General features: G+C 69.2%; 13 protein-coding genes. 3 read left to right on the top strand and 10 right to left on the bottom strand.

Features of this window, described 5'->3' with window-relative positions:
• Positions 1-12: 12 nt before the first annotated feature.
• Entirely contained in the window at positions 13-591 is a 579-nt protein-coding gene (locus ACLBYA_RS25775) for a hypothetical protein (RefSeq protein ID WP_447712306.1), read from the bottom strand.
• Positions 592-695: 104 nt separating this feature from the next.
• The gene (locus tag ACLBYA_RS25770; RefSeq protein ID WP_006243848.1) at positions 696-899 is read right to left on the bottom strand and encodes a cold-shock protein; all 204 of its coding nucleotides are present in this window, start codon (positions 897-899) and stop codon (positions 696-698) included.
• Positions 900-1,181: 282 nt separating this feature from the next.
• On the opposite strand from ACLBYA_RS25770, the gene ACLBYA_RS25765 reads away from it, so the two are divergent.
• Both ACLBYA_RS25765 and ACLBYA_RS25760 read left to right on the top strand, forming a co-directional pair.
• Positions 1,182-3,518 carry a DEAD/DEAH box helicase gene (locus ACLBYA_RS25765; protein WP_447712305.1) on the top strand — a complete coding sequence of 779 codons (2,337 nt, stop codon included), beginning with the start codon at positions 1,182-1,184 and terminating at the stop codon, positions 3,516-3,518.
• 291 nt (positions 3,519-3,809) lie between these two features.
• Entirely contained in the window at positions 3,810-4,913 is a 1,104-nt protein-coding gene (locus ACLBYA_RS25760; RefSeq protein ID WP_447712304.1) for a PAS domain-containing protein, read from the top strand.
• On the opposite strand, the gene ACLBYA_RS25755 is transcribed toward ACLBYA_RS25760, so the two are convergent.
• Genes ACLBYA_RS25755 through ssd form a run of 7 tightly spaced genes read right to left on the bottom strand, consistent with a single transcriptional unit; the run spans position 4,901 to position 9,306 of the window.
• A complete protein-coding gene (locus tag ACLBYA_RS25755; protein ID WP_447712303.1) occupies positions 4,901-5,179 on the bottom strand; it encodes an Rv3654c family TadE-like protein in 279 nt (92 codons plus the stop codon). The genes ACLBYA_RS25760 and ACLBYA_RS25755 overlap by 13 nt on opposite strands.
• A gap of 55 nt (positions 5,180-5,234) precedes the next feature.
• Positions 5,235-5,555: a TadE family type IV pilus minor pilin gene (locus tag ACLBYA_RS25750; protein WP_447712405.1), complete on the bottom strand. Its 321-nt coding sequence runs from the start codon at positions 5,553-5,555 to the stop codon at positions 5,235-5,237.
• On the bottom strand, positions 5,555-5,758 hold the full coding sequence (locus ACLBYA_RS25745; protein ID WP_447712302.1) for a DUF4244 domain-containing protein: 204 nt from the start codon (positions 5,756-5,758) through the stop codon (positions 5,555-5,557). The genes ACLBYA_RS25750 and ACLBYA_RS25745 overlap by 1 nt, the downstream gene beginning before the upstream one ends.
• A gap of 17 nt (positions 5,759-5,775) precedes the next feature.
• Entirely contained in the window at positions 5,776-6,327 is a 552-nt protein-coding gene (locus ACLBYA_RS25740; RefSeq protein WP_447712301.1) for a type II secretion system F family protein, read from the bottom strand.
• A complete protein-coding gene (locus tag ACLBYA_RS25735; protein ID WP_447712300.1) occupies positions 6,324-7,103 on the bottom strand; it encodes a type II secretion system F family protein in 780 nt (259 codons plus the stop codon). The genes ACLBYA_RS25740 and ACLBYA_RS25735 overlap by 4 nt, the downstream gene beginning before the upstream one ends.
• A complete protein-coding gene (locus tag ACLBYA_RS25730; RefSeq protein ID WP_447712299.1) occupies positions 7,100-8,260 on the bottom strand; it encodes a TadA family conjugal transfer-associated ATPase in 1,161 nt (386 codons plus the stop codon). Before ACLBYA_RS25730 ends, ACLBYA_RS25735 begins: the two co-directional genes overlap by 4 nt.
• Positions 8,257-9,306: a septum site-determining protein Ssd gene (ssd, locus tag ACLBYA_RS25725; RefSeq protein ID WP_447712298.1), complete on the bottom strand. Its 1,050-nt coding sequence runs from the start codon at positions 9,304-9,306 to the stop codon at positions 8,257-8,259. Before ssd ends, ACLBYA_RS25730 begins: the two co-directional genes overlap by 4 nt.
• Positions 9,307-9,714: 408 nt before the next feature.
• Between ssd and ACLBYA_RS25720 the strand changes: the two genes are divergently transcribed.
• Positions 9,715-10,590, top strand: a complete 876-nt coding sequence (locus ACLBYA_RS25720) for an HAD-IB family hydrolase (RefSeq protein ID WP_447712297.1) — start codon at positions 9,715-9,717, stop codon at positions 10,588-10,590.
• Between the two features lie 401 nt (positions 10,591-10,991).
• Here ACLBYA_RS25720 and ACLBYA_RS25715 read toward each other — a convergent pair whose 3' ends face one another.
• Positions 10,992-11,744 carry an oxidoreductase gene (locus tag ACLBYA_RS25715; protein WP_447712296.1) on the bottom strand — a complete coding sequence of 251 codons (753 nt, stop codon included), beginning with the start codon at positions 11,742-11,744 and terminating at the stop codon, positions 10,992-10,994.
• Positions 11,745-12,010 lie beyond the last annotated feature (266 nt).

The raw sequence follows: 12,010 nt of genomic DNA, 5'->3' as shown, positions 1-12,010 counted from the left end.
AGCGACGGGGCCTTACATTCGCGGCCAATGTGCGAACGCATCGGTGTCCCCGGGTGGTTCCCCGACGTTCTCTACCAGGCGTGATAGCCGTCTTCTCCCACTGATCCGCAACGCCGGATGTGATCCCCGGGTACCGATCAGGGTGGGTGCGATTCCCGCCCGCATCAGCGCCGATGCCAGGGCCGCGTGGGTGTCGGGCGCATGCGGGTCCAGTCCCAGCAAGTACCGCTCGGCCTCCGGGGAGCCCGCCGCCAGCGTCCACGCCCGCAGCACCCGCGGCCCCGGCACCCAGCTGGCAGGCACGGTCTTGACCGCGCCGCGTGTCCACGCGCCGGCGACGTCCACCAGTCGGGTGTCCAGGGCGGTGCGCACCAGCGGGGTGTGCTCGTCGGTGCGGGCGATCTCCGGCGTCAGACCGGCCTCGTCGATCATCTCGGCCAGGCCCTGGGCGCGCCATAGCGCGTCCACGACCACCGACAATCGGGCCTGCGTCCCGACGATCACCACCTGCCCCTGGGCAGCCAACAGCCCGGTCAGATCGGCCAGCGCCGGGGGCACCGACTCCGCCGAGAAGAAGGACAGTTGGCTCACAGTTCGACACTATCCGGGGCGAGCGAGGCGACGGGTCAATGGCGCGGGCGTCGGATACGAAAACACCCCCGGCTCGGCCGGGGGTGTTCTCAACCTCTGTTGGCTCAGACGGCGCGAACGCCGGTGGCCTGCGGCCCCTTGGGGCTCTGGCCGACCTCGAACTCGACCTTCTGGTTCTCCTCCAGGGTGCGGAAGCCCGACCCCTGGATTTCCGTGTAGTGGACAAACACGTCAGCGGAGCCGTCCTCGGGTGCGATGAAGCCGAAGCCCTTCTCCGCGTTGAACCACTTCACAGTTCCCTGTGGCATCTTTCGTACTTTCCTTCTCTTACCGGGTGCGGTTCACCGACGTCCGGTGTACCGGGCCCGTTCCGACCGCTTACCAACGCGTGTGTAATCGGAACTCGACCCGACCTACAACCCTCGCAGGAACGCGATCGCAACGTCGATCCTGCGGGTGCAAATACACGAACACAGAAGCTGCGACCGCCTTTAGTCAACCACGTTCAACGCGGCAGCGACAGTCTCGGAGCCATCAAGTAGTTAACAATTCACCTGGGGATACATGCCGGTGAACTGGAAAGGAGCCTTGTGTCTGCGTCGGGGACCGCTGACGGGTCCGATTTCGGTCGAGATCTGCTGTCCAGCGCTGTCCGGGGCACCCCCGCCGATGAGGATCCGGTGCGGCACATCGAGGATCTGCCGCCACGCCGCAGCGATACCGCATCGTGGCCCGCGTGGGCCGATCCGGATCTGGTCGCCGCCTTCGCCGAACGTGGTGTCAGCACACCGTGGTCACATCAGGCGGCGGCCGCCGACCTGGCCCACACCGGACGGCATGTGGTGCTGTCCACCGGCACCGCCTCCGGCAAGTCCCTGGCCTATCAGCTGCCGATCCTGACCGCGCTGGCCGCCGACCCGCGGGGCCGCGCGTTGTATCTGTCCCCCACCAAGGCGCTCGGGCACGATCAGTTGCGCGCCGCCCACGAACTGACCTCGGAGCTGCCCCGCTGCCACGATGTGGCGCCCTGCGCCTATGACGGCGATGCCGGCACCGACCTGCGCCGATTCGCCCGTGAACGATCGCGATGGATCTTTTCCAACCCGGACATGATCCACCTGTCGCTGCTGCGCAACCACGCCCGCTGGGCCGTCTACCTGAAGAATCTGAAGTTCGTCGTCGTCGACGAATGCCATTACTACCGCGGCATTTTCGGTTCCAACGTGGCGTTGGTGCTGCGTCGGCTGCTGCGGCTGTGCGAACGGTACGGCGGTTCGCCGACGGTCATCTTCGCCAGCGCCACCACCGCCGCTCCCGCCGAGACCGCGTCCCGGCTGATCGGGCAGACCGTCACCGCGGTGACCGAGGACGGTTCACCGCACGGCGGTCGCACCGTGTGTCTGTGGGAGCCGGCCCTGCTACCGGATCTGGTCGGTGAGAACGGGGCACCGGTGCGGCGGTCGGCGGGCGCCGAAGCCGCCCGGGTGATGGCCGATCTGATCGCCGAGGGGGCCCGCACGCTGGCCTTCGTCCGGTCGCGGCGCGGTGCGGAACTGACCGCGCTGGGAGCCCGGGACCGGCTCGAGGACATCGCCCCCGAGCTCGCCGGGCAGGTCGCCTCCTACCGCGCCGGCTACCTCGCCGAGGATCGCCGGGCACTGGAGCACGCGCTGTCCGAGGGCGGGCTGCGCGGGCTGGCCACCACCAACGCGCTCGAGCTCGGGGTGGACATCGCCGGCCTGGACGCGGTGGTACTGGCCGGCTTCCCCGGGACGGTGACGTCGTTCTGGCAGCAGGCCGGCCGCTCCGGGCGGCGTGGGCAGAGCGCCTTGATCGTGCTGATCGCGCGCGACGACCCGCTGGACACCTATTTGGTGCATCACCCGCGGGCGCTGCTGGCCAAACCGATCGAAAAGGTGGTCATCGATCCGGGAAATCCGTACGTGTTGGGTCCACAGCTGCTGTGCGCGGCCACCGAGCTGCCGCTGACCGATACCGAGGTGCGGGCCTGGGATGCCGAGGCCGTGGCCGCCGAACTGGTGGACGACGGGCTGCTGCGCCGCCGCGCCGGCGGCTGGTTCCCCGCACCCGAGATCGACCCGCACCCCGCGGTCGACATCCGCGGCGGATCTGGCGGGCAGATCGCGATCCTGGAGTCCGGGACGGGCCGGATGCTCGGGACCACCGGCACCGGGCAGGCACCGGCATCGGTTCACCCGGGTGCGGTCTATCTGCATCAGGGCGAGACCTATGTCGTCGACAGCCTGGATTTCGAGGACGGTATCGCGTTGGTGCACGCGCAGGATCCCGGTTACACGACGGCCGCCCGCGAGGTCACCGATATCGCGGTGACCGGTGCCGGTGAGCGGATGACGTTCGGGTCGGTGACGATCGGGGTGGTACCGGTCTCGGTGTCCAACACCGTCACCGGGTTCCTGCGCCGCCGGCTCGACGGCGAGGTCATCGATTTCGTCGAGCTGGACATGCCCACCCGGACGTTGGACACCGTCGCGGTGATGTGCACGATCGAACCGGAAGTCTTGTACGCCAACGGTATCGATCCCCTGGCGGTACCCGGGTCGCTCCATGCGGCCGAACACGCGGCGATCGGTCTGCTGCCGTTGGTGGCCAGTTGCGACCGCGGGGACATCGGCGGGGTGTCGACGGCCTCGGGTCCCGAAGACGGCCTACCGACGATCTTTGTCTACGACGGGCATCCCGGGGGTGCCGGATTCGCGGACCGGGGATACCGGCAGCTGTCGGTGTGGTGGGAGGCGACAGCGGAGGCCATAGAGGCGTGTGAGTGCCCGGCCGGATGTCCGTCATGTGTGCAGTCACCCAAGTGCGGCAACGGCAATGACCCGCTGGACAAGGCAGGCGCGGTACGGGTTCTGCGGCTGGTACTCGGCGAACTGGCCCGACACTGACGTCGTTTTGACGGCCCACCCCTCGTCGACCGTCCCGTTCAGAGGCACCACGCCAGCCACGCCGAGCACATTCGCCTGCAGCAAAACGGTCGGACAACGCGATCCGTTCTCAGTCCCGGAGCACCGGGCGCAGACGGAAATTACCTTTTCAGCGGGTCAGCTGCAACTCCTTTGGCGACCAGCGACCGCTATCGGCACGCCGCCGACACGCATCCAACAGCAGATTCCGACTGATTCCGAAGCCTGAGCAAACGGCAGGCGTAATGGTCACCGGCGGCTAAACTTCCCGGTATGGACCACGACTGGCTGCTCGTGGAGACGCTGGGTGACGAGCCTGCCGTCGTAGCGCAGGGGTCACGCACCAAGAACCTGGTTCCGATCAGCACTTTCCTACGCCGCAACCCGCACCTGATGGCCATCCAATCGGCGATCGGCGAGACGGTGCGCGCCGGTCACGCGCTGAGCAGCATCACCCCCAAACACGACCGCGTGATCCGCACCGAGGTGGTGCACATGTCCGACGGGGTGATCCACGGTGTGCACCTGTGGATCGGCCCGCCCGGTGTCGATCCGCCTGAACGGCCGATACCGGGCCCGCTCAAATGGGATCTGACCACCGGGGTGGCCACCGACACCCCGGAATCGCTGACCAATTCCGGGCGCGATATCAGCGTGGAGGCCACCCACGGTCGCGCGTTCGCCGAGGATCTGCCCGCCCGCAACCTCAACCCGAACGAGTCCAAGGTGCTCTCGATGGTGATCCGGGCCAAACCCGGGAACTTCCTGTGCAGCACATGGAATGTCACCGACTACCGGGGCCGACCGATCACGGTCGGGTTCGTCGCCCGAGCGGTAACCGAGCAGCAGGACGACGGCAGCGAACGATTGATCTGCCGGGCGATGAACTGGCGCAGTGTGGTGGAGGGACCGGTGGTGCGTCCCGACGATCTGGCCCAGCGCATCCTCAACGGCCTGTCCGCACCCGGGGTGCACCGGGCGCTGGTCGACCTGAACCACTGGCGGCTGCTCAAGTGGCTGGACAAGCCCTGCCCGTTCTACGACTGGCGGGCCGGGGAACGTGGCGAGAACGTGCTGGACCCCGCCGATGAGCACCACGTTCTTGCCATGGCAAGGGAATTCGTGGACGGGCCGACGGCGCGGGTGCTACGTCTGCCGGCCTACGGCGGGGGTTTCACCCCGGTGCACGTAACCGTCAACCGGGTCGAACTCGACGACGAGACCTACGCCGCGCTGCTGTCCATGCGACTGCCCACCGACGAGGAACTGGTCGCATCGCTGCACGGTGGCACTGTCGTCGACGGCTCCGACTCCGACACCCGGGCAACCCTGAAATCGATGCTGCGCCTGGGCAAATCGGCCGATCACGGCGCCTGAGCAGGTCCGGCGCGGGCCCGGGCCGACACCTGCCACCCGGACAGCACCGTCGTCGCCGTCACGGTGACCAGCACGTCCAGGCCGTCCACGGCGCACTCGGCCACCGTGCCCGCATTGGCGTGTGTCACTGATTCGACTGCCGCGCAGGCACTCTGCTCACCGGCCGCCAACCGCGCCGCACCGGCCAGCGCGGACAGATCGGCCGCGGCCTGCGCACGGTGCCGGGTGATCACCACTGATCCCAGCACCGTGGCCCCCGCGGTCATCGTGAGCAGCACCGCGATCAGCGCGACGGCCAGCAGCGTCGCCGCCCCGCCCTCGTCAGCGACCCGACTCGGCCGCCGCGACGGCGTCGGCGGTGATGGTGATCCCGGGTAGCAGCGCCGATGTGGTGCTGACCCGGGCCACCACGAAGGCCCCGTCGCGGTCCACCGATATCGCCGCCCCGGCCGGTCCGACCCGGCGCGCCGCCGCCACCCCGTCGTCACCGCGGGCGACCAGCCGGGCGGCCTCGCGGGCCGCGTCCACACAGCGGATCTGCAAGACGGTGGCGTTGACACCGGCCAGGCACACCACCAGCACCGTCGCCAGGGCGGCGATCGCAAACGCGGCTTCGACGGTGACCGCACCACGATCATCAATCAGACACTGGTGTTCAGCGCGCGGCTGATGATGTTGGACAGCGCGGTGACGATCGAATCCCCGGTCACCACGGTGTACAGGATCGCCCCGAAGGCCGCGGCCGCGATGGTGCCGATGGCGTATTCGACCGTGCTCATCCCGGACTCGTCGGCGACGGCCAGCATCAACCTCGCCTGTACCGATCGGATCATGTTCGCCAGCATGCATTCTCCCCTTCAACTCACAGACCTGATATCAAGTCGCCGGCCAGTCCGGCGACCACCGGGACGATCCCGAGACAAACGAATGCCGGTAGGTAACACAGGCCCAGCGGCCCGGCGATCAACACCGAGGCCCGCTCGGCCGCGGCATCCGCGGCCGAACCGGCATCGGCCCGAACCTGATCGGCCAGTTCGGCGACGCTGCCCGCCAGCGCGGCACCCGATACCGCAGAGCGCCGGGCCAGCCTGGCCAACGCAGCGCCGTAGCGGTCACCGTCCGCACCCGGATCAGCCCAGGCCCGTTCGGATTCCGCGCCGAGTGCCAGCAGATGCCCGGCCCGGATGAGTTGCTCGGCCAGTCGCGGGGGTGCCAACGGGGCAGCCGCGGCGGTCGCAGTGGCCGTGGCCATTCCGGCAGACAAGCAGGCCGCCAGCACATCCAGGCACGACGCGGCCGCCAACGGATCCCGGGGTGCGCGCGGCGGCACCACCGGAGCGCTGACCCTTAAGTCGCGACCCGGACCCGCGCCCAGCAGCACTGCACCGGCCAGAAGTAATGCGGCCCAGGTCATGTCGACACCCCGGCGATGATACGATCCGACCAGAACAGCCCCGCACAGGACAGGGTGACCCCGACCAGCAGGACGACCGCGCCGCCGCCGCTCAGCAGGAATCGCACCGGCTCGGCGCCGATCAGCTGGCCCATCGCGATACCGAGCACCGGCATGCCGGCCAGCACCGCGGCGGTGGCGCGGGCCCCGGCCAGACCGGCGTCCAGTCGGACCCGGAACCGATCCCGCTCGACGATGTCATGCTGGACGGCACGCATCAGGGTGGCGATCGCCAGTCCGTGTGCCTGCGCCAGTCGCCAACACACCGCCATCCGCTGCCAGTGCTCCGGTGACGCGGAATCGTCAGCCACCGACCGGAATCCGGCAGCGAAATCGGCGCCGAGACGGCCCCGCGCCGCGACGGCCAGCAGCTTCGAGCCCACCGGAACGTCGACCTCACCGGCTGCCGCCCCCAGTGCCGCGACCGGGTGCGCACCGACCCGCAGCTCCCCCACCACGATGTCGAGTGCATCGCGCAGGCCGGCCGATTCGGCGATGCCCACCGCTCGCCGGCTCACCGACCGCCGTCGCAGCACGACGGTGACCACCACCACGGCGCCGGCCAAAACGACCGTCGGCTCCAGCAGCACCGAAGCGCCGAGCACGGCCGACCCACCGGCGCACCATCGCAGGCCCCTCCCCGGTGTCGGCGCCTCGACCACGATTCTGAGCCGATGCCGGGCGGGTGCCGGGGTGACCAGAAGTGCGGTCGCCAGCAGTAACGCCGCGGCCGTCATCGCGGCACCCGCGCGTCGATGAGATGCTGCAAACAATCCATCCCGCAGCCGAACCCGCGATCGGCGTGCCACGCGGTGCGCGCCGTCACCCAGCCGTCCGCCGCCCGCGCCAGTACCGCGATCTCGGTCAGTCGGCGACGGCCCCGCCGGTCCCGGCCGACGTGCAACACCAGCTGCACCGCGGCGGCCAGTTGGCTGTGCAGCGCCGCCCGGTCCAGCCCACCGAGCGCGGCGAGCGCCTCCAGGCGGGCGGGAACCTCGGCGGCACTGTTGGCGTGCACGGTGCCGGCCCCGCCGTCGTGCCCGGTGTTCAGCGCGGTCAGCAAGTCGACGACCTCGGCACCACGGACCTCACCGACCACGATGCGGTCCGGTCGCATCCGCAGCGCCTGCCGGACCAGATCGCGCATCGTCACCTCCCCGACACCCTCGATATTCGCGCCCCGGGCAACAAGTTTCACCACGTGTGGGTGTTGCGGCGCCAGTTCGGCGGCATCCTCGACACAGATGATGCGCTCACCGTCGGCGACCGTACCGAGCACCGCCGACAACAGGGTGGTCTTGCCCGCTCCAGTGCCCCCGCAGATCAGGAATGCCAGCCGGGCACCGATGATCTGTGCCAGCAGGTCCGCGGCCGGCGCCGGAATCGCGCCGGCGGCGATCAGCGCAGGGAGGTCCTGGCCGGCTGGGCGAAGCACACGCAGCGAGATGCAGGTGCCGGCCGCGGCGACCGGCGGCAGCATGGCATGCAACCGGACGGTATCGGCGCCCAGGCAGGTGAGCTGGGCGTCGACCCACGGTTGGCTGTCATCGAGGCGCCGGCCCGCCGCCAGCGCCAGCCGTTGCGCGAGCCGGCGCACCGCGTCCTCGTCGGCGAACCGGATTGTGCTGCGCCGCAACCCGTCGCCGTCATCGATCCACACCGCGTCCGGAGCGGTGACCAGCACGTCGGTGGTTCCCGGCGCACGCAGCAGCGGGTCGAGGATTCCGGCGCCGGTGAGCTCGGTCTGCAGTGTCCGCAGGCTGCTCAGCACCTCGGTGTCGCCGAGCAACCCGCCCGATTCGGCGCGGATGGCATCGGCCACCACCGCGGGCCGCAGGGGTGCCTGCTCGGCGGCCAGACGTTCCCGCACACGGTCGATCAGCGTATTGCTCATGCCGGCACCGGCTGTCCACGCAGCACCTGCAGGACCTTGGCCGCCGCCTGCGCCAGTGGTGACCGCGCACGCAGATCGAGCCCACCTCGCTCGAGAGCACCGGCCAGCCCCGGCTGCGGGCGCATGGCAGCGAGCAGCGGAAGCCCGACACCGGCCGCCACATCGGCGGCGCGCAGCCCACCGGGCGCCGGCCCACGGACCACCAGGCCGATGTTCGGATTGACCGCGCATGCCCACCCCGCGAGCGCACCGGCGGCCGCGGCCGCACGGACGTCGGCCGGCACCATCATCACGACCAGATCGGCTGTCCCCAAGGCCATCTCGGTGACCAGACCGGCCCGGCGCGGCGTATCGCAGACCACGGTCACCCCTGCCCGCCGACCCGCGTCGATGATGGCGCCGAGCGGGCCGCACTCGACCTCCCCGCCACTGCGGCCGCCGGACAAAACGGTGACGGTGCGCCGCTGCGGTAGTGCGGCGCGCAGTGCGTCATAGCCGAGCCTGCCGTCACTGAGCGTCAGGTCGGGCCACCGCAGCCCCGGTACTCGCTCGGTGCCCATCGCCAGATCGATCCCGCCTGCCCACGGGTCGGCATCGATGAGTAGTGCCGACGGCGCCGACTGTGCCAACGCGGCCGCCATCAACGAGGCACCCGCACCGCCACACCCACCGAGCACGGCGAGCACCCCGCCACGTCCGCCCATTTCGGTGTCCGCCGCGGCGAGCGCCTCGACCAGCTGCCCGTCCTGTTCGGGTAGCCGGAGGAACTCCTGGGCGCCGACGGCGACCGCCGCACGCCATTCGTCGGCACCGGGCACGTCACGTCCGACCAGCAGGACACGGTCGCGACGGGGTAGGCCCTGCGGTGCGCACCGATGCGCACACACCGCGTCGAGCACGACCGCGCGCGCACCAAGCCAGCCGGTGCGCCCGGACGGGCGGTCGGCGTGCACGACGCGCAGTCCGGCCGCGGCCGCCACCCGGTCCACATCGTCACGCAGGGATCGGTCGTCGACCAATGCCAGGACTGCCGCGGTTGTCGTCACCACCCCAGACTGCGAGCGCGCGCGCACCGTGCGCCAGGGGCTTTCACGGATCTGTGGATGAACCCGCGATTGTGCACAACCGGGCGGTGAAAACGGCGTTCCGCAACGTTGCGCAGAGATCGCAAATTGACGCGGAAAGAAAAAACCCCCGAAAAAGGGACGACCCCCGCCAGGGGGGGAGGAGGCGGAGGTCGTCGTGTATCAGCCCCGGGGGGTCGGGCTGATCCACACTCGGCTAAGGCCGAGTAATAGCCACTATACACACGGATTTACCCGGTGGCGCAAGTAGCGAACGCCGGGATTCGTAGCCGTTTGTCAAAAATCGTGCAGAATGCGACACGTGTCTTGAGCTGCCACTTTCCCATCGCTGGGAAAGTTATCCCCGCCGATCGGCTTATGCTGGAATGCGTGACGGTATCCGACGGGCCCGCCGAAAGTGTTGTCGCGCCGGATCCCGCAGCGCAGAGCGGCCAACCCATCCGCACGGCGGCATTCTTCGACCTCGACAAAACGGTCATCGCAAAGTCCAGCACCCTCGCTTTCAGCAAACCCTTCTTTGATCAAGGACTGCTCAATCGTCGTGCGGTCCTGAAGTCGTCGTACGCACAATTTCTCTTCCTGATGTCCGGCGCCGATCACGACCAGATGGACCGGATGCGCACCTATCTGACCGATATGTGCACCGGATGGGATGTCGAGCAGGTCCGTTCGGTCGTCGGTGAGACACTGCACGAGATCGTCGATCCGCTGGTGTTCGACGAGGCCGCCAACCTGATCGCCGATCACAAACTCTGCGGCCGCGATGTGGTCGTGGTGTCGGCCTCCGGCGAAGAAATCGTGGCACCGATCGCCGCGGCGCTGGGCGCCACCCACGCGATGGCGACCCGGATGGTCGTCGAGGACGGAAAGTACACCGGCGAAGTCGCCTTCTACTGCTTCGGCGAGGGCAAGGTCGACGCCATCCGGGAACTCGCAGAGCGGGAGGGCTACGCCCTTGAGCACTGCTACGCGTATTCGGACTCGGTCACCGACCTACCGATGCTGGAGGCCGTCGGCCACCCCTCGGTGGTCAATCCCGATCGCGCGCTGCGCAAGGAGGCCGGCGCGCGCGGCTGGCCGGTGTTGACCTTCAGCCGTCCGGTCTCGCTGCGCGATCGTCTACCCGCCCCGTCCGGCGCGGCCGTGGCCACCACGGTCGCAGTCGGACTCAGCGCCCTGGCCGGCGGCGCGCTGACCTACTCGCTGCTGCGGAAAGTGCTGCCACGCACGGCTACTCGTCGGTAGCTGGCCACAACACCGAAGCCATGCCGTAACGATCAGGATTCACCCCCCATTGATACTTGATGTGACCGCGGTCACGTAGTACAAAGGAGGCACGGAAGCTCGGCAAGGCCAAGGCCACACCGGAAGAGAAGGTGTGATCTCCCGAGTCGGGATTCCCAGCACGGATCACCGGAACCCACGCGGAGCTCAAGCCGCGATACAGGCAGAAGCGTTGTGGGCCTGCGGAATTCCGAAAAGCGAATGGCGTCGACAGCCCCTTGGGTGGGGTTGCAGTCGTAGCGCATCGGGAGAACGCCGAGGCCACCCACACAACCCACCTCAGCACGCTTGGTAACCGGAATCCGTGCTAGCGGGCGGCGAGCCGGGTCAGACGCAAGTCTGGTCTCGGAACGCCGCCCGCTTCATTTGCTGGGCGTGTCCCGAGCAGCCTCGGCGATCGACAGCGCCTCACGCGCGCCGGCATGTAGGGCCTGGCTGCTGAGCACCAACCAGGCACCCAATCCGTTCGGCGTGCCGGACGCGAACCCACGCGCCGCGGCCCGGTAGTTGCCGGACTGTTTCATCCAGAACATCTCCGGGACCCCTAGCCCGTGCGGGTCCAGACCGCTGGACATGGTGATCAGCCGCGACACCGCTCGCGCGACCACACCGTCGGCGGCGCCGAAGGGCTCCAGGGTCAGCAGCTCACCGTGCGCGACAGCTGCCAATACATAGGCAGGCACCGTCGTCGCGCCGGTCACCAACTCGGCGAGCATCTCCAGTCGCGGCCCGACCTCGGGCTCCGAACGCGGGCGGCCCAGCCGGTCGTCGTCCACCAGATCGGCGGCGGCCAGGGAATGCAACCGGGCCAACGCCTGCAACGGTGCGCGCTGCCATACCTTGGTCAGGGCGGTGGCGCCGCCCTCGAGCGCCTCGGACACCCGCAGTGCGCCGGCGAGCACCGGATCGGGTTCACCCGCTTCGTTGAGATTCAGTGATCCGCCGTCGAGCACCGAACTCGCCCGCGCGGCCCGCAGCGCGGCCTCGGCCGCCGTCTGCGGCCATCCGCGCAGGTTCGTCCGGTGCCGGTGCGCCCGTCCCAACGCTTCGCGCGCCTCGTCGCCGGCGGCGGCGACACCTTCCAGCGACACCAGCGGGGAAAGCGGATCGGTCATTGGCATCACGCTAGCCGACCGCTGGACTCGCAATCTCCGACCGTTCGGCGCAGTTCGCGAACCGTCCGCAGCGCATCCTGTGACGCTCCAACGCCACTGCAACCTTTGGTGACTAGGCTCACAGCCATGAGCGACACCACAGCGACGCAGACCGGCGTGCCATCAGCCTATCCCCCGCCCGCCGAGTTCGTGGCCAATGCCAATGCGACGGCGGCTCTCTACGACGCGGCCGAGGCCGACCGGTTGGCGTTCTGGGCCACCCAGGC

The sequence above is a fragment of the Mycobacterium sp. C31M genome, from assembly GCF_053345865.1.
Note: the sequence above shows the minus strand (reverse complement) of the source record. Positions and strands in the feature narration are given on the sequence as shown.